This window comes from Agrobacterium sp. InxBP2 (assembly GCF_026191755.1).
Taxonomy (GTDB): Bacteria; Pseudomonadota; Alphaproteobacteria; order Rhizobiales; family Rhizobiaceae; genus Agrobacterium; species Agrobacterium pusense.
On the sequence record NZ_JAINDY010000020.1, the window covers coordinates 184397 to 206635 of the forward strand.

A 22239-nucleotide genomic window follows, 5' to 3' on the forward strand; every position below is an offset into this window, starting at 1 on the left:
AAAGAGCGGCAAGATGATGACCGTGGGTTTCAGGCACGGCGGCTTCCGCTGATGGAACCAGCAAAGGCGTATTTTGGTTTCATCCGCACCAGCAGTCCTCAACAGAGACAAGCCATGCATTTGAAAAAGCCCCTCCTCGCCTGCGGCATCCTTTTTGCTTCCTCGCTCCTCTCAACGGCCGGTGCTGCAAGTTTCGACTGCACGAAATCCGATCTCGCAGCGGATGAAAAGGCCATCTGCGACAACCGCGCCCTGAACGATCAGGACGTGAAGATGGCCACCACCTTCGATATCCTAACCCAGCTGATGGCCATGGGCGCCCGCGACACGTTGCGCGACGAGCAGAGCCAGTGGCTGAAGAAGCGCCAGGAATGTGCAGCCGACGTTGCCTGCCTTACCGGCGCCTATGAGGAGCGCATGAAACGTCTCGGAGAGGCGTTTCAGAGCATCAACCGGCCGCTCTGACCCGATCACACCGCGCGGATGACGTTCTCCATGAGGCCATGCAGCTGGTCGCGATAACCGGTTCGGGCCGATGGCGCGTCTTCACGGGAGGTCATCACGACGGACAGTCGTTTTGCCGGCGCGATGTACAGCATCTGCCCGCCATAACCCCAGGCATAATAGACCGTCTCGCCCGCCATCTCCCTGATGAACCAGCAATAACCGTAACCGTCGCCGTTGAAGACCGAATTGGTGCGCTGTCGCCATGATTGCTCGATCCAGTCCTGCGAAATCAACCGCTCACCACCGGGTGTCACGCCGCCCCTGCGGTAAAGCTCACCGAAGGCCAGCAGCGACCGCGCGGTCATCGCCATCTGGTTGCCGCCGAGATAAATGCCCTGCGGATCGCGCTCCCAGCCGCCGATGGAAAACCCTTCCAGGGGCCGAAACCAGTCTCGGGCGAGAGAAAGCGTCGAACGGCCGGATGCCTTCGTCAATATCGCCGACAGCAGATGTGTCGACGCCGTGGAATAAAGCATGCCGCCGCCGGGCTCTCCGGCGAAACCCGACCCCAAGGCCATCCGCACCCAGTTGCGGCTGGCGACCCAACGGCCGTAATTCGGCCCGGACATGCGCTCCAGACCGGATTGCATTGACAGGAGGTTACCGACGGTGATCCGCTCCAGCCGGGGATCGGGATTTTGCGGAAATTCACCGCGCAGAATGGTCGCGATCGGCTGGTCCGCACCTTGGAGAATCTTGCGATCAATCGCCATGCCGACCAACGCGGAGATGATCGATTTTGAGGCCGATTTGATATTGGTGGAGCCGTTCAAGCCGGCGCCATGATAGGCGCGGCTAGCGATCTCCTCGCCATCGATGCTGACGATGACGGTCTTGAGGCTGGAAAACGCATCCGCCTCCCGCAGCAACGGATCGAAACGGACGTTGTTCCCGGCGCTCTGGGCACGGGCAAGTGAGGCGAAGGGTAGCGATGCCATGAGGGCGAGTGCGGTTCGTCTTTTCATGGTGATGAAGTTAGGCATCGCTGCTTTCTGGAAAAGGGTCGCTGGACGAACATCACTCCAATGTGACTGCCAGGCAAGAAACAATCTGCAGTCAGTTCGAAATTTACGATGGAAAAACAAAAGGTTGAATGGATATCAGGAATCATCCCGCGAAGTAATTGAATCTGTTTGTGAGCCGAATTCACTCCAAATTCAGACAGCAAAAAGCCGCTCAGAGAGCGGCTCAATTTAAATGGAGGTGGAGAGCTTTCTCCTCCGTCCTGCCGGACTTGATCCGGCATCAGGCACGGCGCGTCTGCGCCGTAAGAAGAGTCTCTTGCGATCGAGGACTTGATCGCGCCGGACCCCGGATCCGTCCGGGGTGACGAAGCGTGCTTATATTGCTCTTCGAGCACTCCGGGAAGAAAGCGACGCATCAGGCGTAACCTTCCAACCCACTCTGCGACAGGATTACTCCGGCAATATCCGCACAGCACCCTTGTCTGCGCTCGACGCAAAGGCCGCATAGGCCTTCAGCGCCGTCGTGACATTGCGCTTGCGCGGTGCTTCCGGCTTCCAGCCCTTCTCTTCCTGCTCGGCCCGGCGCGAGGCCAGTTCCGCGTCGGAAACCTTCAGGTTGATCGTGCGGTTCGGAATGTCGATCTCGATCAGGTCACCCTGACGCACGAGGCCGATGGCGCCGCCCTGTGCCGCTTCCGGCGAGGCGTGGCCGATGGAAAGGCCTGACGTGCCACCAGAGAAGCGACCGTCGGTGATCAGCGCGCAGGCTTTGCCGAGGCCCTTGGATTTCAGGTAGCTGGTCGGATAGAGCATTTCCTGCATGCCCGGGCCGCCCTTAGGACCTTCATAACGGATGACGACGACGTCGCCCGCCTTGACCTCGTTGCCCAGAATGCCCTTAACCGCCGCGTCCTGGCTTTCGTAAACGACCGCCGGGCCGTTGAATTTCAGGATGGACTCATCAACACCTGCCGTCTTCACGATACAGCCGTCGAGCGCGATGTTGCCGTAAAGCACGGCAAGACCACCATCCTTGGAGAAAGGCTTCTCGACCGAACGGATGACGCCATTGTCGCTGTCGGTATCCAGATCGTCCCAGCGCGAGGACTGGCTGAAGGCAACCTGCGTCGGCACGCCGCCGGGGGCCGCCTTGAAGAATTCACGCACCGTCTCGCTGTTGGTGCGGGTGATGTCCCAGCGGTCGATGGCGTCACCCAGCGTCGCTTCATGCACCGTGTAGGTATCGCGGTTGATCAGACCGCCGCGCTCCAACTCGCCAAGAATGCGCATGATACCACCCGCGCGGTGAACGTCTTCCATGTGAACGTCCTGCTTGGCGGGCGCGACTTTCGAAAGGCACGGAACCTTGCGGGAAAGACGGTCGATGTCTTCCATGGTGAAATCCACCCCGCCCTCGTGCGCGGCAGCGAGGATATGCAGCACTGTATTGGTGGAGCCGCCCATGGCGATATCCAGCGACATGGCGTTTTCAAACGCCGCCTTGTTGGCGATGGTCCGCGGCAGAACGGTTTCGTCTTCCTGCTCGTAATAACGGCGGGCCAGATCGACGATCAGATGACCGGCCTCGACGAAAAGTCGCTTGCGATCCGAATGGGTCGCGAGCGTCGAACCGTTGCCGGGCAGAGACAGGCCCAGCGCCTCGGTCAGACAGTTCATTGAATTGGCGGTGAACATGCCGGAACAGGAACCGCAGGTCGGGCAGGCCGATCGCTCGATAACCTTGACGTCCTCGTCAGAAATCTTGTCATCGGCGGCAGCCACCATGGCGTCGACCAGATCGAGCGCGACGGTTTTGCCATGCAGGACAACCTTGCCCGCTTCCATCGGACCACCGGACACGAAGACGGCGGGGATGTTGAGGCGCATGGCAGCATTCAACATTCCGGGGGTGATCTTGTCGCAGTTGGAAATGCACACCATGGCATCGGCGCAATGGGCATTGACCATATATTCGACCGAGTCAGCAATGATCTCGCGCGAGGGCAGCGAATAAAGCATGCCGTCATGGCCCATGGCGATGCCGTCATCGACCGCGATGGTGTTGAATTCCTTGGCAACACCGCCGGCCGCCTCGATTTCACGGGCAACCAGCTGGCCGAGATCCTTGAGGTGGACGTGGCCGGGCACAAATTGCGTGAAGGAATTGACGACAGCGATGATCGGCTTGCCGAAATCGCTGTCCTTCATGCCGGTGGCGCGCCAAAGGCCGCGCGCGCCCGCCATGTTGCGGCCGTGGGTTGTCGTTCTTGAGCGATAGGCTGGCATGGTGTTTTCCTCAATCTCGGGGCGAAACGCGCCTGCCCGCAACGCGGTGGAAGCTGCCTCTGCCCTATTTTGCGGTGTTTCTAACGCAAACCGCAAGCGCTGTCACTGTCACCTTAGGGCAAAACAGTACGGTTCGGTACGGTACGCCTTTCCCTTAACGCGGGCGAGCGGACGACGGCCTATCACAAATGCGCGATTTCCGTCTGCCCGGCGCTGTTTTTCCGCAGCAGGCTGAAACATATCTGTGCAGCGGCCGTATTGGCTATCATAATCGATTTATCGCAGATGCACTCGGCTTTTGTGGAGGTTCCAATGCCCGCCTATCGTCCGCCCCATATTTCGGCAAGCGAAATCACGCCGAAAAACATCTACCTTTCCAGACGCGGCTTCCTCGGCACAGCGGCGGGCCTTGCGGCAATAGGGCTTGCGGGCAGTGAGGCGGTTGCCGCTCCGCTCGCGGCGAAACCCGGCGCTTACAAGCTGGATGAAAAACTCACGCCGCTTGATGCCGTCACCAGCTACAACAACTTCTACGAATTCGGCGTCGGCAAATCCGACCCCAAGGAAAATTCCGGCAAGTTCAAACCCACACCCTGGACCGTGAAAGTGGATGGCCTCGTTTCCAAGCCACAGGAATTCGGCATCGAAGAGCTGATGAAATATCAGCTTGAGGAACGCACCTACCGCATGCGCTGCGTCGAAGGCTGGTCGATGGTCATTCCATGGATCGGCTTCCCACTTGCAAGCCTGCTCGACAAGGTCGAACCGCTGGGCAGCGCGAAATATGTTTCCTTCGAGACCGTGGTGCGGCCAGAGGAAATGCCCGGACAGAGCGGCCTGTTCCAGCCCCTGTCATGGCCCTATGTCGAAGGTTTGCGCCTCGATGAAGCCCGCCATCCCCTGACCATCCTTGCCGTCGGCCTTTATGGCGAGACGTTGCCGAACCAGAACGGCGCACCGATCCGGCTTGTCGTGCCGTGGAAGTACGGCTTCAAGGGCATCAAATCCATCGTCCGCATTTCGCTTGTCGAGAAACAGCCGGAAACGACCTGGAAAAATTCCAACGCCCGCGAATACGGCTTCTATTCCAACGTCAATCCACATGTGGACCATCCCCGCTGGAGCCAGGCGACGGAGCAGCGCATCGGCGAAGGCGGCTTCTTTGGCACCCAGAACCGCCCTACCCTGATGTTCAATGGCTACGATGAAGTAGCGAGCCTCTACGCCGGCATGGACCTGAAGGCGAATTATTGACCATGGCTTTCGCCTTCACCTTACCCTCTCTGCCGAAGCGTTACCAACCGGCGGCCATCTGGTCGCTGTATTTCATCGGCCTTGCTCCCGGCGTCTGGTATTTCTACCTCGCCGCAACCGGAGGCCTCGGCTTCAACCCGGTCAAGGATTTCGAACACCTCCTCGGCATCTGGGCGCTTCGCTTCCTCTGTCTAGGCCTGCTGGTGACGCCGCTACGCGATCTCTTCAACATCAACCTCATCGCCTATCGTCGGGCGCTGGGTCTGATTGCCTTTTATTACGTATTGGCGCACTTTACCGTCTATCTGGTGCTGGACCGTGGCCTCGTCTTCAGTTCCATCGCCGGTGATATCCTGAAACGGCCCTATATCATGTTCGGCATGGCGGGGCTCGTCATGCTCCTGCCCTTGGCGCTCACTTCCAACCGGTGGTCCATCCGCAAGCTCGGAAGCCGCTGGAACACGCTGCATAAACTCGTCTATCTCGTCCTCATCGTCGGCGTGCTGCATTTCGTGCTGGCGCGAAAATCGATCACGCTGGAGCCGGTGTTTTATATCAGCACCATGGTGGTATTGCTCGGCTATCGGCTGGTGCGGCCGACGTTCATGGCAGCGAAGAGAAAGAAAAGAGGGCGCGTCCGGGCCGCCAATCCCGAATAAAACTCACCCAATTTATCCCCGCTCCGAAAAACAGATTTATTCTCTCTAGTTGTATGAACGCGGAGATAAACGACTGTAGAAACTTGAAAGAAAATTAAAAATCTATCGTTTGCGCCTATCTTATGCGCGTCTACAAATTCATCGAACAAAAGCTAATTTCAATCCAAACCAACCGCGAGTACCCCCAGGGAACCCACAAGGCGGAGAATGGACCACGGTCAATCAATCGGGGTCAAACAACGCGGTCCCTTCACCAGGAAAAGCTCATCAAAAGATAGACCTGCATAAAGAGGAAAACTATCGTGGTGCACTCTACGGTACCATGTGGGAAAAACTGGAACGGAACTTTTATTGCGAATGGGCCGCCCTGCTAAGTGGTGGATGCCAGTAACTTTCGTGATGTTTCGGAATGGGAGCTTCAACAGTTATGAAGACGCCCAGTACTTCGTAAATCAGACGATCGAAAGCAATGCCGAAACGGCCGAATTGGTCGCGACCGGTTTTCTCAAAGAGGCATTCCTCAAAAAGAGATTTGGCTATCGCACTGGCGTTGAAGCGTTTCGCGAAACTCCTTATTCTGAAGCCCACCTACGGGTTACATACGAAGTTGGCGTGTTTATTGTTCACGACGCCAGCCGCCCTAATGGCTTCTATGTCAATACAGCCTACCCTAGGAACGATGATATCGTGAAAAAGACTATTACCCCCGCACCGGAGTTTCTAAAATTCACAAGCTATATGATTCAAGATTTCGAAATTTTCGAAAGCTTGGACGGCGTATTGCTTTTTGGTTTGTATCATCTGACTAAGGCAGAGCGGAATAAACTTCTGGCATTTCTGGCGTCCATACTACGATCAGACGTTCCTGATCGCGTGCTCGGAAATCTCTGGAACACATCCAACGCTGAGTTTGGGGCGGCAGATCAGGGAATTAAATGGCTTCTCAACCGGACTGTTGAATTGATCGAAGGCGACGACGGTACTGACGGTTACTACCTGCGCCGTTCCTAAAGTCTTTTTCAACAAAAAAGCCGGGCGATCACTCGCCCGGCTTTTTAACTCATGACGCCTGAACGGCGTCAAACCTTATGCAGCTTCGGCAGCAGCAGCTTCAGCGGCAACGCGAGCCTTGTCGGCTGCGCCCTTGGCGTCAACGTCGCGCTCGACGAATTCGATGACGGCGAGAGCGGCATTGTCGCCCTGGCGGAAGCCTGCCTTCATGATACGCAGGTAGCCGCCGTTACGGTTTGCGTAACGTGCTGCGATCGCGTCGAACAGCTTGCGAACAGCGTCCTGATCCTTGATCTGCGAAATCGCCTGACGACGAGCGTGCAGGTCGCCGCGCTTGCCGAGGGTGACGAGCTTCTCAACGATCGGGCGAATTTCCTTCGCCTTCGGAAGCGTGGTGACGATCTGCTCATGGGTGATGAGCGAAGCAGCCATGTTGGCAAACATTGCCTTGCGGTGGCTGGCGGTTCTATTGAGCTTGCGGCCTGAATTACCGTGGCGCATTGCTATTCTCCTTCTACGCAGGTTCCTTCTTTAAGGCCTGCCGTTTCCTGGCACATGCAGGTGACTTACCTGCTGTTTGACGGGGAAAGGCAGTCTTTGAGGTCTGCCTTCTTGTTTGTTAGTACTGGTCTTCGTAACGCTTTGCGAGATCTTCGATGTTCTCAGGCGGCCATGCCGGCACTTCCATGCCGAGGTGCAGACCCATGGAAGCGAGAACTTCCTTGATTTCGTTCAGCGACTTGCGACCAAAGTTCGGCGTGCGGAGCATTTCGGCTTCGGTCTTCTGGATCAGGTCGCCGATGTAAACGATGTTGTCGTTCTTCAGGCAGTTTGCCGAACGAACCGACAGCTCGAGCTCGTCGACCTTCTTGAGAAGCGCCGGGTTGAACGCGAGTTCCGTAACCGATTCTTCTTCTGCTTCCTTCTGCGGCTCGTCGAAATTGACGAAGACGCCCAGCTGGTCCTGAAGAATGCGAGCGGCGAAGGCAACGGCGTCTTCGCCGGAAACCGAACCGTTGGTCTCGATCGTCATGATCAGCTTGTCATAGTCGAGAACCTGGCCTTCACGGGTGTTTTCAACCTTGTAGGACACTTTCTTGACCGGAGAATAGAGGCTGTCCACCGGAATGAGGCCAATCGGGGCATCTTCCGCGCGGTTGCGCTCAGCCGGTACGTAACCCTTGCCGTTGTTGACGGTGAATTCCATGCGGATTTCAGCGCCATCGTCGAGCGTGCAGATCACGTGGTCGGGGTTCAGGATCTCGATGTCGCCAACCGTCTGGATGTCACCAGCGGTTACGGCACCCGGGCCCTGCTTGCGCACGACCATGCGCTTGGAATCGTCGCCATCCATCTTGATGGCGATTTCCTTGATGTTGAGCACGATATCCGTCACATCTTCCCGGACGCCGGGGATGGAGGAGAATTCGTGCAGGACACCGTCGATCTGCACGGCCGTAACAGCGGCGCCGCGCAGAGAAGACAACAGAACGCGACGCAGCGCGTTGCCGAGGGTAAGACCGAAACCACGCTCCAGCGGCTCGGCAACGAGCGTTGCCTTGGTGCGGCTGGACGAGGTGAACTCGACCTTGTTCGGCTTGATAAGTTCCTGCCAGTTCTTCTGAATCATCTTTAAACCTTCCGTTCGCCGCCACCATCCAATCGTGACGGACCGAGCATGAAAACACCGAGAGGAACCAAATTCAGCGGTTCATCGGTGGGTTCTTGAGCGCAAGTCCGCCGATCGAAATCGACGCGCACACGCCAGATACACGAAAATTCCGCCAGACCTGAGGTAAGGCGGAATTTCCGAACCACGGTCGCGTCAGACGCGGCGCTTCTTGCGCGGACGGCAACCGTTGTGCGGGATCGGCGTCACGTCGCGAATGGAAGTGATCATGAAACCGGCAGCCTGCAGGGCGCGAAGTGCCGATTCACGGCCGGAACCCGGACCGCAAACTTCAACTTCAAGCGACTTCATGCCGTGTTCCTGAGCCTTCTTCGCGCAATCTTCAGCAGCGATCTGGGCAGCGAACGGGGTCGACTTACGCGAACCCTTGAAGCCCTTGGCACCAGCGGACGACCAGGCAATAGCATTGCCCTGCGCGTCGGTGATGGTGATCATCGTGTTGTTGAATGTCGAATTGACGTGCGCGACGCCAGACGTGATATTTTTGCGTTCGCGACGACGGACGCGTGCGGCTTCCTTGGCCATTTTATACCTTTCATTGATCTCTTCACCGCCGTAACACCAGCGGCTACACCGGCAATCAGCCCGTAACCGAGCTTTTCGCCAAACTCAGAAAGGCTGGCGCGGACTGCACCAGCCTCCCCTTTCCGGAGAACCGGAAAATTACTTCTTCTTACCAGCGATAGCCTTCGCCGGACCCTTGCGGGTGCGGGCGTTGGTGTGCGTGCGCTGACCGCGGACCGGAAGGCCACGACGGTGACGCAGGCCGCGGTAGCAACCGAGGTCCATCAGACGCTTGATGTTCATCGACGTTTCGCGACGCAGGTCGCCTTCGACCTGGTAGTCGCGGTCGATGGCTTCGCGGATCTGAAGAACTTCAGCATCCGTAAGCTGATGAACGCGCTTGTCAGCCGGAAGACCGACCTTGTCCATGATTTCCTGCGCGAATTTCGGACCAATCCCGTGAATGTAGGTCAGCGCAATAACAACGCGCTTCGCAGTCGGGATGTTGACGCCAGCGATACGTGCCACGTCTTTTCTCCTTGGTTCCAGTTGCCATCCGGCAAGTGGTGATTCCATTCGAGCGGCCGACAAGACCGCCAGTTCAAATTGATGTCCGTGACAAGTCAAAACGACCGAACCCGGATCTCCCTTCCCTAAGGGAAATCCGCACCAGTCGCTTGGGATGTCGCGAGTTGGCGCGGTGTTTAACGGAATCAGCGCAAAAAAGCAACCGGCTCCGCCAAGATTCTTTTGCGATCCAAGGGATCAGCCGCCTTTCGAAAAGGAAGATGGGCAAGAACGCAACGATCCTCGCCCACTCATTCTCTCGATCAGGCAGATGCTTTCTCAAGAACGCGCTCGATGGCCTCGGTGACGGCATCGACATCTGCCATGCCATCCAGCGTCACCAGTTCGCCCTGTTCGCTGTAATAAGCGGACAGCGGCGCAGTCTTCTCGCGATATTCCGTCAGGCGCTTGCGGAAAGCCTCCGGATTATCGTCAGAGCGAACAGTACCGCCGGCGGCAATGGTTTCAGCCACGCGATTTTCGATTCGGCGAATCAAAGCCTCTTCGTCCACCTTGAGTTCGATGACGGCGTCGAGCACCAGGTTCTTCTTGCGCATGTTGTCGGCGAGCGCCTTCGCCTGCGGAACGGTGCGCGGATAACCGTCGAGAATGAAGCCCTTGGCACAGTCAGGAGCTTCGATACGTTCGGAAACGATCTGATTGACGATATCGTCGGATACCAGCCCGCCGGCGTCCATGACGGCCTTGGCGCGCTTGCCGATTTCGGTGCCCGCGCTGACCGCAGCGCGCAGCATGTCACCGGTTGAAAGCTGGGGGATCCCGTACTTGTCAGTAAGCCGCTTGGCCTGGGTTCCCTTGCCCGCACCCGGCGGACCCAAAAATATCAGTCTCATCGTCCCCTCTTTCCTCCACGCAACTTCGACTTCTTGATCAGACCTTCATACTGCTGGGCGATCAGGTGACCCTGAATCTGCGCAACCGTATCCAGAGTTACACTGACAACGATCAAAAGCGAAGTACCACCAAGGGCTAATGGAATGCCCGTACGTGCGATAAGTGTCTCAGGAAGGATACAGACGAAGACCAGATAAATCGCGCCGACCACAGTGATGCGGGTCAGAACGTAATCAATGTACTCCGCAGTGCGCTCGCCCGGACGGATGCCCGGAATGAAGCCGCCATGCTTCTTGAGATTGTCAGCCGTATCCTTCGGATTGAATACGATCGCCGTGTAGAAGAAGGCGAAGAAAGCAATCAGCAGGCCATAAAGCGCCATGAACAGCGGCTGGCCATGCTGCAGCGAGGCGATGATCGAGGTCGCCCAGGTCGGCAGGTTGGTGTTACCCGCAAAGCCTGCAGCCGTTGCCGGCAGAAGCAGCAGCGACGATGCGAAGATCGCAGGAATGACGCCGGCCGTGTTAAGCTTCAGCGGCAGGTGCGAGGTGTCGCCCTGGAACATGCGGTTCCCGACCTGTCGCTTCGGATATTGGATCAACAGACGGCGCTGCGCACGCTCCACGAAGACGATGAGGGCAATGACGCCGATTGCAACGACGACGACCGTCAGGATGAGCGGGGTCGAAAGCGCACCGGTGCGGCCGAGTTCCAGCGTGCCGGCCAAGGCCTTGGGCAGACCGGCGGCAATGCCCGCGAAGATGATCAGCGAAATACCGTTGCCGATACCGCGCGAGGTGATCTGTTCGCCGAGCCACATCAGGAACATCGTGCCGCCAAGCAGCGTGATGACGGTGGAAATGCGGAAGAACCAGCCTGGATCGACCACAAGGCCGTTACCGCTTTCGAGGCCGACCGCAATGCCATAGGCCTGCAGCGTGCCGAGCAGCACCGTGCCGTAACGGGTGTACTGGTTGATGATCTTGCGGCCGGCTTCGCCTTCCTTCTTCAACGCTTCGAGCGAAGGCACGACCGAGGTCATGAGCTGCACGATGATCGAAGCGGAGATGTAAGGCATGATGCCGAGGGCGAAAATCGCCATGCGCTCGACAGCGCCACCCGCAAACATGTTGAAAAGACCGAGAATACCGTTGGCCTGGCCACGGAAGGCCTGCGCATAGGCTTCAGGGTTCAGGCCCGGAAGCGGAATATGGGTGCCGAGACGGTAGACGAGAAGTGCGGCAAGAGTAAACCAGAGACGCTTTTTCAGATCCTCCGCCTTAGCGAAGGTCGAAAAATTCAGGTTCGAAGCCAGTTGTTCCGCTGCTGAAGCCATAAATTTCTCCGAATGACCCTTGCCAGCCAGCGCAACCGGCCGATGCGGAAAGGTCTAAAAGATACTGGTCAAAACCGGGCTTCGGACAAACGCGGCTTTGCGCCGCCATCATGCCTCACCCTGTTTTTTATGTCCTATCCCCTCCCCTATGGAAGTTCAAGAACTGTGAGGCTCTCCCTGCAGCACTTTCTGCCGCAAGCGGGGCCGAGGAAGCACACCGCGAAGAGATTTCCCCGATGCTCTATAAATCGATTTAGATCGAAAGCAACAGTGGCCAGGGAGCGCAAACGCCCGGAGCGACAAGCCCCGGGCGCCTGAAGTCTATATATTACTCGGCGGCTTCTGCTGCAACTGCGAGAAGCTTGATCGAGCCGCCAGCCTTTTCGATCTTTTCGATTGCGGGCTTGGAAGCACCGGCAACTTCAAAAGCGACCTTAGCCTTCAGCTCGCCGTCGGCGAGAATACGAACGCCGTCCTTGGCGCGGCGGATAACGCCGGCAGCCTTGAGAGCAGCAGCATCGATCGTTGCGGAAGCGTCAAGCTTCTTGGCGTCGATGGCGGTCTGAATGCGGCCGAGCGATACGACAACATATTCGGAAGCGAAGATGTTGTTGAAACCGCGCTTCGGCAGACGACGGTAGATTGGCATCTGACCGCCTTCGAAGCCGTTGATGGCGACGCCCGAACGAGCCTTCTGACCCTTCACACCGCGACCACCGGTCTTGCCCTTGCCGGAACCGATACCGCGACCTACGCGGATACGATCCTTGGAGGCGCCTTCGTTGTCTCTGATTTCATTGAGTTTCATGATAGGTTACTCCGTCTCACTTCTCGTCAACGACGCGAACGAGATGCTGGACCGCACGGATCATGCCGCGAACCGCCGGAGTGTCTTCCAGGGTGCGCTGACGATGCATCTTGTTGAGACCCAGACCCACCAGCGTCTGACGCTGGATTGCCGGGCGGCGAATAGGGCTGCCGATCTGTTCGACCGTAACAGTCTTCTTGGCTTCAGTAGTTTTCTTGGCCATGATCCAGCTCCTTATTCTTCAGAAGCGTTGCCGGAAGCGGCACGACGAGCCTGAAGGGTCGCATACTTCAGACCGCGCTGTGCAGCGATGTCCTTCGGATGAACCTGATGCTTCAGAGCGTCGAACGTCGCGCGAACCATGTTGTACGGGTTCGAAGAACCGGTCGACTTGGCAACAACGTCATGAACGCCGAGCGTTTCGAAAACGGCGCGCATCGGACCACCGGCGATGATACCGGTACCGGCCTTGGCCGAACGCAGCAGAACCTTGCCTGCGCCGTGACGGCCATTGACGTCGTGATGCAGCGTGCGGCCATCGCGCAGCGGAACGAAGATCAGATCGCGCTTTGCGCTTTCAGTCGCCTTGCGGATCGCTTCCGGAACTTCACGAGCCTTGCCGTGACCGAAACCAACGCGACCCTTCTGGTCGCCAACGACGACGAGAGCGGCGAAACCGAAACGACGGCCACCCTTAACAACCTTTGCAACGCGGTTGATCGCGACCAGCTTGTCGACGAATTCGCTATCGCGCTCTTCGCGGTTCTGACGCTCTTCGCGGGAACCTCTTTTATCCTGTGCCATTGTCCTTGTCCTTTTTCTTTTACGGGTGGAACGGCAAACGAAAAGACCAGCGGCCCCGAAGACGAGATCCGCATGGTCCGGTGAAATTCCGCCCGGATCGATGTCCGGGCGGAAAAAAATCAGAAGTTCAGGCCGCTTTCGCGGGCTGCATCTGCCAGAGCCTTGATACGGCCGTGATAGATGAACGCGCCACGGTCGAATACAACATCCTTGACGCCAGCCTTGACGCCGCGCTCGGCAACCAGCTTGCCGACAACAGCTGCTGCTGCAACGTCGGCGCCAGTCTTGAGCGAGCCGCGCAGATCGGCTTCGAGCGTGGAGGCAGACGCAAGCGTCTTGCCAGCAACGTCATCGATGATCTGGGCGTAGATGTTCTTCGACGAGCGATGAACCGACAGGCGCGGGCGGCCGTTGGCAACCGCCTTGATCTGGCGGCGCACACGGCTCGCGCGACGTGCAAGTGCTTCTTTCCTGCTAGCCATTTCGCGTGATCCTTACTTCTTCTTGCCTTCTTTGCGTACAATACGCTCTTCAGCGTACTTTACGCCCTTGCCCTTGTAGGGCTCGGGACCGCGGTATTCGCGGATTTCCGCGGCAACCTGGCCAACCTGCTGCTTGTTGATGCCGGAAACGATGATTTCCGTCGGCTTCGGAACGGCAATGGTGATGCCGACCGGAGGCTCGTACACAACGTCGTGGCTGAAACCGAGAGCCAGCTGCAGGTTCTTGCCCTGCATGGCGGCACGGTAACCAACGCCGTTGATTTCGAGCTTGCGCTCATAGCCGTCCTTAACACCCTTGAAGATGTTCTCGATCATCGTGCGGGACATGCCCCACTTCGAACGAGCTTCCTTGGTGCCGTTAGCCGGCGTTACGGAAACGCCGTTATCTTCGAGCTTCAGCTGAATGTCGTCGTTAGCGACGAAAAACAGTTCACCCTTCGGGCCCTTAGCAGTAACCTTCTGGCCGTCGACATTGGCCGTCACACCTGCGGGAACCGGAACGGGCTTTTTACCGATACGAGACATTATTCAATCCTGTCTGTTCGTTATGGAGATCCTTGCGCGGGTCTTAGAAGACCGAGCAAAGAACCTCGCCACCAACGTTCTGTTCGCGAGCCTGGTGATCGGCCATCACGCCCTTCGGGGTCGAAAGGATGGTGATGCCGAGGCCGTTCGCGACCTGCGGAATGGACTTTACCGAGACATAAACCCGGCGGCCCGGCTTGGAAACGCGGCCGATCTCACGGATCACGGACGCGCCTTCGTAGTACTTCAGCTCGATGGTGAATTCGGACTTGCCGTTTTCGAAATCGACCTTGGAATAACCGCGAATGTAGCCTTCAGACTGCAGCACGTCGAGAACGCGTGCGCGGAGGCTGGAAGCAGGCGTGCTTACCGAAGACTTACGGCGAGCAGCACCATTGCGGATGCGGGTGAGCATATCACCCAAAGGATCAGTCATGGTCATGTGCCCGTCTCCTTACCAGCTCGACTTGACAATGCCCGGCACCTTGCCGGAATTGCCCAGCTCACGAAGCGCGATACGCGACATCTTGAGCTTGCGATAGAACGCGCGCGGACGGCCCGTTACTTCGCAGCGGTTGCGGATACGCGTCTTCGAGCCGTCACGCGGCAGCGAAGCGAGCTTCAGGGTGGCCTTGAACCGCTCTTCGATCGGAAGGGACTGGTTCATCACGATCGCCTTGAGGGCCGCGCGCTTGCTGGCCTGCTGGGCGACCGACTTGCGGCGGCGCTTGTTCTTTTCAACTGCGCTTGTTTTCGCCATATCGGAGTTCCTTTTCTACGCTCGTCGTTACGGTTAGTGACGGAACGGGAAGTTGAACTCTGTCAGCAGAGCCCGAGCTTCGTCGTCCGACGTCGCCGTCGTGCAAACGATGATGTCCATGCCCCACATCTGATCAACCTTATCGTAGTTGATCTCAGGGAACACAATGTGTTCCTTGATGCCCATGGCGAAGTTGCCACGGCCGTCAAAGCTCTTCGGGTTCAGGCCCCGGAAGTCGCGAACGCGCGGCAGCGCGATGTTGACCAGACGATCAAGGAATTCGTACATGCGGGCGCCACGAAGGGTAACCTTCGCACCGATCGGCATGCCTTCGCGAACCTTGAAACCAGCGATCGAGTTGCGAGCGCGGGTAACGACCGGCTTCTGGCCGGCAATCGCAGCCAGGTCACCGGCAGCGATCGTGGGCTTCTTGGAGTCGGCAGTCGCTTCGCCAACGCCCATGTTGATCACGATCTTTTCAAGCTTCGGGATCATCATGACGTTTGCGTAGGAGAACTTCTCCTGCATGGCGCCACGGATACGGGAAACGTATTCCGTCTTGAGACGCGGCTCGTACTTATCAGCCATCGATCACTTCTCCCGAACGCTTGGCCACGCGGACCTTCTTGCCATCCACAACCGAGAAGCCAACGCGGGTCGGCTTGCCATCCTTGTCGACGATGGCGATGTTGGAGATGTGCAAGGATGCTTCCTTGTTGATGATGCCGGCTTCCTGGGCCTGGGTCTGGCGCTGGTGACGCTTCACCATGTTTACGCCACGCACAACGGCCCGGTCTTCCTTCGGCAAAACCTGGATTACTTCGCCGGTACGGCCCTTGTCCTTACCGGTCAATACGACAACCTTGTCGCCTTTACGAATTTTCTGCATCGCATACGCTCCTTACAGTACTTCCGGAGCCAGCGAGATGATCTTCATGTGGTTCTTGGCGCGAAGTTCGCGCGGAACCGGTCCGAAGATACGGGTGCCGATGGGCTCTTTCTTGTTGTCGATAAGAACGGCTGCGTTGTTATCGAAACGGATGACGCTGCCGTCAGCGCGGCGGATGTCCTTGGCGGTGCGCACGACAACCGCCTTCATCACGTCGCCCTTCTTGACGCGGCCGCGCGGAATAGCTTCCTTGATGGAAACGACAATAATGTCGCCAACAGAAGCATATTTGCGCTTCGAGCCGCCCAGCACCTTGATGCACATGACACGACGTGCGCCGGAATTATCCGCCACGTCGAGGTTTGTTTGCATCTGAATCATGTCAGGTCGCCTTCTTGTTGTTACCGGAACGGTTGGGCAAACTCTCCCGAGCGAGCCCCCTGCTCCAGCTTATGAATATCTCTTTTTTTGCGCGGAAAAATCGTGACAGGGTGGTTTCCCGAAGGACCTTCCGTGCGCATCAAAGCAAAAGACGCCCGGGTCACGAGCGTCCTTGCGCTGCTTCATACAGGAATTCGCGCCAAGTGCAAGACACCTGGCGCGATTCTGATGAAATTAAGCCTGGGCGGAAACGACCGTCCAGCGCTTGTCCTTGGAGATCGGTGCGCATTCCTCGATGGAAACGACATCGCCGACCTTATACTGATTGTTTTCGTCGTGTGCCTTGTACTTCTTCGAACGACGAACGGTCTTCTGAAGCAGCGGGTGAGCGAATCGACGCTCAACACGAACTACGACAGTCTTCTCGTTCTTGTCGGACACAACGACGCCCTGCAGAATGCGTTTCGGCATATTATTCTTCCTTAGGCCTTGGCTTCTGCCGCCTTCTGGCGGGCAATGGTTTTAACGCGGGCGATATCCTTGCGGACTTCGTTGATGCGCGAGGACTTCTCCAGCTGACCAGTTGCCTTCTGGAAGCGCAGGTTGAACTGCTCCTTCTTCAGATCGGCGAGCTTGTCCTTGAGCTGGTCGGCGCTGAGGCCGCGAACTTCATCGGCTTTCATGTGCCTTGCTCCTTACTCTGCGATGCGCTGTACGAAGCGCGTCTTGACCGAGAGCTTGGCAGCGCCGAGACGAAGCGCCTCACGGGCGATCTCCTCGGACACACCGTCGATCTCGAACATCATACGACCGGGCTTGACCTTGCATGCCCAGTAATCGACCGAACCCTTGCCCTTACCCATACGAACTTCGGTCGGCTTGGCCGTAACCGGAACGTCGGGGAATACGCGGATCCACACGCGACCTGCGCGCTTCATGTAACGCGTGATCGCGCGGCGGGCCGCTTCGATCTCGCGTGCATTCACGCGGTTCGGTTCCTGCGACTTCAAGCCGAATTCACCGAATGCCAGGTCAAAGCCGCCCTTGGCGACGCCCTTGATGCGTCCCTTGAACTGCTTACGGTACTTAGTACGCTTTGGCTGCAACATTTTCTTACTTCTCCGAGCTTATCTTTCGCCAGCGTCAATCAAGCGTTTTCGCGACGACGATCGCCACGATCGCCACGCTCACGGCTTGCAGGGCCCTGTGCGTCGCCTTCGAGACCGCGACGCTCAGAAGCCATCGGATCGTGCTCAAGGATTTCGCCCTTGAAGATCCAGACCTTGATGCCGCAGATGCCGAATGCGGTTTCAGCTTCAGCCGTGCCGTAGTCGATGTCCGCACGCAGCGTGTGCAACGGAACGCGACCTTCGCGGTACCATTCGGTACGAGCGATTTCAGCACCGCCAAGACGGCCGCCGCAGGTGATCTTGATGCCTTCGGCGCCAAGACGCATTGCGGACTGAACAGCACGCTTCATCGCACGGCGGAAAGCCACGCGGCGCTCGAGCTGCTGAGCGATCGACTGGGCAACCAGCGTCGCGTCAATTTCCGGCTTGCGCACTTCAACGATGTTGAGGTGCGTTTCGGAGTTGGTCATCTCGGAAAGCTTCTTGCGAAGCTTCTCGATGTCTGCACCCTTCTTGCCGATGATCAGACCCGGACGAGCCGAGTGGATCGTGACGCGGCACTTCTTGTGCGGACGCTCGATGACGACCTTTGCGATACCGGCCTGCTTGAGTTCCTTGATCAGGTAAGCCCGGATCTTCAGGTCTTCATGCAGCAGCTTGCCGTATTCTGCGGTGTCAGCGTACCAGCGGCTATCCCAGGTACGGTTGATGCCGAGGCGGAAGCCGATCGGATTGATTTTCTGACCCATTATGCGGCCTCCCCTTTTTCCTCGACTTCACGAACAACGATCGTGAGGTGAGCGAACGGCTTTTCAATGCGGGAAGCACGACCACGGCCACGAGCGTGGAAACGCTTCATGGTGATGGACTTGCCAACATAGGCCTCGGCGACGACGAGAGCGTCGACGTCGAGGTCGTGGTTGTTTTCCGCATTGGCAATTGCAGATTCCAGCGTCTTCTTGACGGTGCCTGCAATGCGCTTGCGGGAGAATTCGAGCTCGGCGAGAGCGCGATCAACCTTCTTGCCACGGATAAGAGCGGCAACCAGGTTCAGTTTCTGGGGGCTGACGCGGAGCGTACGGGCAACGGCCTGAGCCTCGTTGTCCTTCAGCCGGCGTTCGGTCTTAGCCTTCGCCATGATTACTTCCTCTTTGCCTTCTTGTCCGCGCCGTGACCGTAATAGGTACGGGTCGGAGAGAATTCACCGAACTTGTGTCCGACCATGTCTTCGTTAACGGAGACGGGCACATGCTTGCTGCCGTTGTAGACGCCGAAGGTCAGACCAACGAACTGCGGCAGGATCGTGGAGCGACGGCTCCAGATCTTGATTACTTCGTTACGTCCGCTCTCGCGCACCTTCTCAGCCTTGGTGAGAAGATAGCCGTCAACAAACGGACCTTTCCATACTGAACGAGCCATTAGTGACTACCTCTCTTACTTCTTACGCTGATGGCGCGAGCGCATGATGAACTTGTCGGTCGACTTGTTCGAACGGGTGCGCTTGCCCTTCGTGGGCTTGCCCCACGGAGTAACCGGGTGGCGACCACCCGACGTGCGACCTTCACCACCACCGTGCGGGTGGTCGACCGGGTTCATGACGACGCCGCGAACGTGCGGACGCTTGCCGCGCCAACGGGAACGACCGGCCTTGCCGTCGTTGATGTTGGCGTGGTCAGAGTTCGAAACAGCGCCGATCGATGCGAGGCAGGAGCCGTGCACCAGACGCTGTTCGCCCGAGTTGAGACGCAGGATGGCCATGCCGGCATCGCGGCCGACGAGCTGGACATACGTACCGGCGGAGCGAGCGATCTGACCGCCCTTGCCCGGCTTCATCTCGACGTTGTGGATGATCGAACCGACCGGAATGTACTGAAGCGGCATGGTGTTGCCGGGCTTCACGTCCACTGCCTTGTCGGAGGCGATCACCTTGTCACCAGCAGCGAGACGCTGTGGCGCGAGAATGTAAGCCTGTTCGCCGTCGGTATACGTAACCAGCGCGATGAACGCGGTGCGATTGGGGTCGTATTCCAGACGTTCAACGGTGCCTTCAACGTCGAACTTGCGACGCTTGAAGTCAACCAGACGGTAGGTCCGCTTGTGACCGCCACCCTGGAAACGGACGGTGATCCGGCCCTGGTTGTTACGGCCACCCTTGGAGCTGAGGCCCTGGGTGAGAGCCTTTACCGGCTTGCCCTTGTAGAGCGAAGCGCGGTCCACGATAACCAGCTGGCGCTGGCTCGGCGTGGTCGGATTGAAACTTTTCAATGCCATTTTATTGTTCCCTTTTGGGTCTTTGCCCGCTTGGGCCTAACCTTTAGAGTCCGGTGGACACGTCGATGGATTGACCTTCGGCGAGCGTGACGACGGCTTTCTTGACGTCCTTCAGCTTACCGGCGAACCCACGGAAACGACGGGTCTTACCCTTGCGGATAAGCGTGTTCACAGCCGTGACTTTGACGCCGAAGAGAGCTTCCACGGCAGCCTTGATTTCAGGCTTGGAAGCATTCTTGGCGACGTTGAATACGACCTGGTTCTGTTCGGATACCAGCGTCGACTTTTCCGTGATCGAAGGAGATACGATCACATCGTAGTGGCGAAGATCCGTCATTTGAACCGCTCCTCCAGAGCCTCTACAGCAGCCTTGGAAAGCACCAGCTTGCCACGGCGCAGGATGTCGTAAACATTGATGCCCTGTACCGGCAGAACGTCCACGTTCGGGATGTTCTGAGCAGCGAGCTTGAAGTTGCCATCAAGTTCGGCGCCGCCGATAACGAGAGCGTTGGTCAGGCCAAGCGAAGCGAAGCTGCCCAGCAGAGCCTTGGTCTTTGCTTCGGACGCGACGAGCTGATCGACGATGATCAGTTCCTCAGCCTTCAGCTTTGCAGACAGGGCGTGACGCAGGGCGAGCGCACGAACCTTCTTGGGAAGGTCATGGGCGTGGCTGCGAACGACCGGGCCGTGGGCCTTGCCGCCGCCGCGGAACTGCGGTGCGCGAGCCGAATGGTGACGAGCGCGGCCCGTACCCTTCTGCTTGTACATCTTCGCGCCGGTGCGGGAAACTTCCGACCGGTTCTTGGACTTGTGGGTTCCCTGCTGCTTCTTTGCAAGCTGCCAGCGAACCATGCGGGCCAGAATGTCCTGGCGGGGGTCGAGGCCGAAGATCTCATCCGACAGAGAAACCTTGCCGGCGTCTTTTCCCTCGAGGGTCTTGACGTTCAATTCCATGATAAGGCTCCCTTACTTCGCAGCCGACTTGACGGCGTCGCGGACGATGATCCAGGAACCCTTCGAGCCGGGAACTGCACCCTTCACGAGGATGAGGCCACGGTCTTCATCAGTCGAAACGACTTCGAGGTTCTGGGTCGTAACGCGGGTCTGGCCCATATGACCAGCCATGCGCTTGCCCTTCCAGACGCGACCCGGATCCTGGTTGGAACCAGTCGAACCGTGTGCACGGTGCGAGATCGAGTTACCGTGCGAAGCGCGGCCACCACCGAAGTTGTGACGCTTCATAGCACCGGCGAAACCCTTACCGATCGTGGTTCCGGTGACATCGACCAGCTGGCCGGTCTGAAAATGATTTGCGGTCAGTGTTGCACCGATGTCGATCAGGTTCTCGGGGGAAACCCGGAACTCGACGAGCTTTGCCTTCGGTTCGACATTGGCAGCGGCAAAGTGACCGCGAAGCGCCTTCGTCGTGTTCTTGACCTTGGACTGGCCGGCACCGAGCTGAACTGCGGTGTAGCCATTCTTGTCTTCCGTGCGCTGGGCAACGACTTGTACGTTATCCAGTCGCAATACTGTTACAGGGATATGTTCACCTGCGTCGTTATAGACGCGTGTCATACCCACTTTCTGTGCAATCACACCTGAACGCATTGGTTCATCCTCTTGCGAGCCTTGAAGGGAAAACCCTCTCTGGCCTTTGTTAAGGAGTGCCCTTCGACATCTCACGATGTTTCCGGTCTCCGGTTTGGAAGTCGTTGGATTGCTCCACGTACCTTCCTTGTTATTTCAGCCCTTACCTTGAATGGTTCGGGCCGGGTCTTAGAGCTTGATTTCCACGTCAACGCCAGCAGCGAGGTCGAGCTTCATAAGGGCATCGACAGTCTGCGGGGTGGGGTCAACGATATCGAGAAGACGCTTGTGCGTCCGCATTTCGAACTGTTCACGGCTCTTCTTGTCAACGTGGGGAGAGCGGTTGACAGTAAACTTTTCGATGCGGGTGGGGAGCGGAACCGGGCCGCGAACGCTGGCGCCGGTGCGCTTTGCGGTCGACACGATTTCACGGGTAGAGGCATCGAGGATCCGGTGATCGAACGCCTTGAGGCGGATACGGATATTCTGGCCGTTCATTCGTCTTGTCCTTGTTCTTTGTTATTCGTTTCCGCACGCGGAAACACATGAACTTCTATTGATCGTGGCGCCGCAGATTTTCAAAAATCGAGAGGAATGCGCGTCGCACCCCAATCATTTCAGTAGTCTGTATTGCTAAAAACACCGCGTTCCGCAATCGCTTGCGAATCCAGCGGTGAATGTGAGTGCGCGTTTACGCGCTTTCACCGAATTTTTCAAGCACTAAAAATGCAACGCCGCCAGGCTTTTTACCAAAAGTCCGGCGGCGGTGCTGTTCACACCGCCGCCAGCCTGAATTTCAACGGTCGAGATTACTCGACGATCGAGGCAACGATGCCGGCGCCGACGGTACGGCCGCCTTCGCGGATAGCGAAGCGCAGCTTTTCTTCCATCGCGATCGGAACGATCAGCTCGACGTCAACGGTGACGTTGTCGCCAGGCATAACCAT

At 57.7% G+C, this 22239-nt stretch carries 32 protein-coding genes and 2 pseudogenes; 4 read left to right on the plus strand and 30 right to left on the minus strand.

The genetic code is table 11. The annotated features are described in order from the left end of the window. The first annotated feature begins 114 nt into the window (after positions 1 to 114). Positions 115 to 465 (plus strand): lysozyme inhibitor LprI family protein, encoded by a 351-nt coding sequence (locus K7A42_RS03840; RefSeq protein WP_004442563.1) that lies wholly within the window; start codon positions 115 to 117, stop codon positions 463 to 465. A 5-nt stretch (positions 466 to 470) separates the two neighbouring features. Here the strand turns inward: K7A42_RS03840 and K7A42_RS03845 are convergent, their stop codons facing one another. Both K7A42_RS03845 and ilvD read right to left on the minus strand, forming a co-directional pair. Beyond that, positions 471 to 1472, minus strand: coding sequence for a serine hydrolase domain-containing protein (locus K7A42_RS03845; protein ID WP_282454885.1), 1002 nt, complete (start codon positions 1470 to 1472; stop codon positions 471 to 473). A 450-nt stretch (positions 1473 to 1922) separates the two neighbouring features. Beyond that, complete coding sequence (gene ilvD / locus K7A42_RS03850) at positions 1923 to 3758, minus strand: dihydroxy-acid dehydratase (RefSeq protein ID WP_006697627.1); 1836 nt, start codon at positions 3756 to 3758, stop codon at positions 1923 to 1925. 312 nt (positions 3759 to 4070) lie between these two features. Here ilvD and msrP point away from each other — a divergent pair, with 312 nt between their 5' ends. The 3 genes and pseudogenes from msrP to K7A42_RS03865 all read left to right on the plus strand — a co-directional run. Next, on the plus strand, positions 4071 to 5012 hold the full coding sequence (msrP, locus tag K7A42_RS03855) for a protein-methionine-sulfoxide reductase catalytic subunit MsrP (protein ID WP_022556528.1): 942 nt from the start codon (positions 4071 to 4073) through the stop codon (positions 5010 to 5012). A 2-nt stretch (positions 5013 to 5014) separates the two neighbouring features. Then, the gene (gene msrQ, locus K7A42_RS03860; protein WP_282454886.1) at positions 5015 to 5671 is read left to right on the plus strand and encodes a protein-methionine-sulfoxide reductase heme-binding subunit MsrQ; all 657 of its coding nucleotides are present in this window, start codon (positions 5015 to 5017) and stop codon (positions 5669 to 5671) included. A 321-nt stretch (positions 5672 to 5992) separates the two neighbouring features. Continuing rightward, positions 5993 to 6682, plus strand: a pseudogene (locus K7A42_RS03865) (RNase A-like domain-containing protein); the annotation flags it as partial. Positions 6683 to 6757: 75 nt separating this feature from the next. On the opposite strand, the gene rplQ reads toward K7A42_RS03865, so the two are convergent. The 28 genes and pseudogenes from rplQ to tuf all read right to left on the minus strand — a co-directional run. After that, positions 6758 to 7183 (minus strand): 50S ribosomal protein L17, encoded by a 426-nt coding sequence (gene rplQ / locus K7A42_RS03870; RefSeq protein WP_003521014.1) that lies wholly within the window; start codon positions 7181 to 7183, stop codon positions 6758 to 6760. A gap of 118 nt (positions 7184 to 7301) precedes the next feature. Beyond that, positions 7302 to 8312: a DNA-directed RNA polymerase subunit alpha gene (locus K7A42_RS03875; protein WP_003495228.1), complete on the minus strand. Its 1011-nt coding sequence runs from the start codon at positions 8310 to 8312 to the stop codon at positions 7302 to 7304. Positions 8313 to 8507: 195 nt separating this feature from the next. Next, positions 8508 to 8897, minus strand: a complete 390-nt coding sequence (gene rpsK, locus K7A42_RS03880; protein WP_003495225.1) for a 30S ribosomal protein S11 — start codon at positions 8895 to 8897, stop codon at positions 8508 to 8510. A gap of 138 nt (positions 8898 to 9035) precedes the next feature. Continuing rightward, on the minus strand, positions 9036 to 9404 hold the full coding sequence (gene rpsM / locus K7A42_RS03885) for a 30S ribosomal protein S13 (RefSeq protein WP_003516122.1): 369 nt from the start codon (positions 9402 to 9404) through the stop codon (positions 9036 to 9038). A gap of 302 nt (positions 9405 to 9706) precedes the next feature. Further along, positions 9707 to 10297 (minus strand): adenylate kinase, encoded by a 591-nt coding sequence (locus K7A42_RS03890; RefSeq protein WP_003507790.1) that lies wholly within the window; start codon positions 10295 to 10297, stop codon positions 9707 to 9709. Next, positions 10294 to 11634: a preprotein translocase subunit SecY gene (gene secY / locus K7A42_RS03895; RefSeq protein ID WP_004442582.1), complete on the minus strand. Its 1341-nt coding sequence runs from the start codon at positions 11632 to 11634 to the stop codon at positions 10294 to 10296. Before secY ends, K7A42_RS03890 begins: the two co-directional genes overlap by 4 nt. Before the next feature lie 328 nt (positions 11635 to 11962). Continuing rightward, complete coding sequence (rplO, locus tag K7A42_RS03900; protein ID WP_003521009.1) at positions 11963 to 12442, minus strand: 50S ribosomal protein L15; 480 nt, start codon at positions 12440 to 12442, stop codon at positions 11963 to 11965. 16 nt (positions 12443 to 12458) lie between these two features. After that, positions 12459 to 12665, minus strand: a complete 207-nt coding sequence (gene rpmD / locus K7A42_RS03905; protein WP_003495212.1) for a 50S ribosomal protein L30 — start codon at positions 12663 to 12665, stop codon at positions 12459 to 12461. Positions 12666 to 12676: 11 nt separating this feature from the next. Then, entirely contained in the window at positions 12677 to 13246 is a 570-nt protein-coding gene (gene rpsE / locus K7A42_RS03910) for a 30S ribosomal protein S5 (RefSeq protein WP_004442585.1), read from the minus strand. A gap of 119 nt (positions 13247 to 13365) precedes the next feature. Continuing rightward, positions 13366 to 13728, minus strand: coding sequence for a 50S ribosomal protein L18 (rplR, locus tag K7A42_RS03915; protein ID WP_003507787.1), 363 nt, complete (start codon positions 13726 to 13728; stop codon positions 13366 to 13368). A gap of 12 nt (positions 13729 to 13740) precedes the next feature. Continuing rightward, positions 13741 to 14274, minus strand: coding sequence for a 50S ribosomal protein L6 (rplF, locus tag K7A42_RS03920; protein WP_003495204.1), 534 nt, complete (start codon positions 14272 to 14274; stop codon positions 13741 to 13743). Positions 14275 to 14317: 43 nt separating this feature from the next. Beyond that, a complete protein-coding gene (gene rpsH, locus K7A42_RS03925) occupies positions 14318 to 14716 on the minus strand; it encodes a 30S ribosomal protein S8 (protein ID WP_004442588.1) in 399 nt (132 codons plus the stop codon). A gap of 12 nt (positions 14717 to 14728) precedes the next feature. Further along, positions 14729 to 15034 (minus strand): 30S ribosomal protein S14, encoded by a 306-nt coding sequence (gene rpsN / locus K7A42_RS03930; RefSeq protein ID WP_004442591.1) that lies wholly within the window; start codon positions 15032 to 15034, stop codon positions 14729 to 14731. A 33-nt stretch (positions 15035 to 15067) separates the two neighbouring features. Beyond that, positions 15068 to 15622, minus strand: coding sequence for a 50S ribosomal protein L5 (gene rplE / locus K7A42_RS03935; protein WP_003495201.1), 555 nt, complete (start codon positions 15620 to 15622; stop codon positions 15068 to 15070). Continuing rightward, positions 15615 to 15923 (minus strand): 50S ribosomal protein L24, encoded by a 309-nt coding sequence (rplX, locus tag K7A42_RS03940; RefSeq protein ID WP_003521006.1) that lies wholly within the window; start codon positions 15921 to 15923, stop codon positions 15615 to 15617. The genes rplE and rplX overlap by 8 nt, the downstream gene beginning before the upstream one ends. A gap of 12 nt (positions 15924 to 15935) precedes the next feature. Continuing rightward, positions 15936 to 16304: a 50S ribosomal protein L14 gene (gene rplN, locus K7A42_RS03945; protein ID WP_003495199.1), complete on the minus strand. Its 369-nt coding sequence runs from the start codon at positions 16302 to 16304 to the stop codon at positions 15936 to 15938. A 234-nt stretch (positions 16305 to 16538) separates the two neighbouring features. Then, positions 16539 to 16775 carry a 30S ribosomal protein S17 gene (gene rpsQ, locus K7A42_RS03950; RefSeq protein WP_003495195.1) on the minus strand — a complete coding sequence of 79 codons (237 nt, stop codon included), beginning with the start codon at positions 16773 to 16775 and terminating at the stop codon, positions 16539 to 16541. Between the two features lie 11 nt (positions 16776 to 16786). Further along, positions 16787 to 16987 carry a 50S ribosomal protein L29 gene (gene rpmC, locus K7A42_RS03955; protein WP_003495193.1) on the minus strand — a complete coding sequence of 67 codons (201 nt, stop codon included), beginning with the start codon at positions 16985 to 16987 and terminating at the stop codon, positions 16787 to 16789. A 12-nt stretch (positions 16988 to 16999) separates the two neighbouring features. Next, on the minus strand, positions 17000 to 17413 hold the full coding sequence (rplP, locus tag K7A42_RS03960) for a 50S ribosomal protein L16 (RefSeq protein WP_003495190.1): 414 nt from the start codon (positions 17411 to 17413) through the stop codon (positions 17000 to 17002). A 38-nt stretch (positions 17414 to 17451) separates the two neighbouring features. Further along, the gene (rpsC, locus tag K7A42_RS03965) at positions 17452 to 18183 is read right to left on the minus strand and encodes a 30S ribosomal protein S3 (RefSeq protein WP_004442600.1); all 732 of its coding nucleotides are present in this window, start codon (positions 18181 to 18183) and stop codon (positions 17452 to 17454) included. Then, positions 18183 to 18572, minus strand: a complete 390-nt coding sequence (rplV, locus tag K7A42_RS03970) for a 50S ribosomal protein L22 (RefSeq protein WP_003521005.1) — start codon at positions 18570 to 18572, stop codon at positions 18183 to 18185. Before rplV ends, rpsC begins: the two co-directional genes overlap by 1 nt. 2 nt (positions 18573 to 18574) lie before the next feature. After that, positions 18575 to 18853: a 30S ribosomal protein S19 gene (rpsS, locus tag K7A42_RS03975; protein ID WP_003507772.1), complete on the minus strand. Its 279-nt coding sequence runs from the start codon at positions 18851 to 18853 to the stop codon at positions 18575 to 18577. Positions 18854 to 18868: 15 nt separating this feature from the next. Next, on the minus strand, positions 18869 to 19705 hold the full coding sequence (gene rplB, locus K7A42_RS03980) for a 50S ribosomal protein L2 (RefSeq protein WP_003521004.1): 837 nt from the start codon (positions 19703 to 19705) through the stop codon (positions 18869 to 18871). 43 nt (positions 19706 to 19748) lie between these two features. After that, positions 19749 to 20042, minus strand: coding sequence for a 50S ribosomal protein L23 (locus K7A42_RS03985; RefSeq protein ID WP_003521003.1), 294 nt, complete (start codon positions 20040 to 20042; stop codon positions 19749 to 19751). Next, positions 20039 to 20659 carry a 50S ribosomal protein L4 gene (gene rplD, locus K7A42_RS03990; RefSeq protein ID WP_003495173.1) on the minus strand — a complete coding sequence of 207 codons (621 nt, stop codon included), beginning with the start codon at positions 20657 to 20659 and terminating at the stop codon, positions 20039 to 20041. The genes K7A42_RS03985 and rplD overlap by 4 nt, the downstream gene beginning before the upstream one ends. A gap of 12 nt (positions 20660 to 20671) precedes the next feature. Further along, positions 20672 to 21313: a 50S ribosomal protein L3 gene (rplC, locus tag K7A42_RS03995; protein ID WP_004442604.1), complete on the minus strand. Its 642-nt coding sequence runs from the start codon at positions 21311 to 21313 to the stop codon at positions 20672 to 20674. Between the two features lie 168 nt (positions 21314 to 21481). Next, a complete protein-coding gene (gene rpsJ / locus K7A42_RS04000; protein ID WP_003507767.1) occupies positions 21482 to 21790 on the minus strand; it encodes a 30S ribosomal protein S10 in 309 nt (102 codons plus the stop codon). Positions 21791 to 22101: 311 nt separating this feature from the next. After that, positions 22102 to 22239: pseudogene (tuf, locus tag K7A42_RS04005) on the minus strand (elongation factor Tu); the annotation flags it as partial.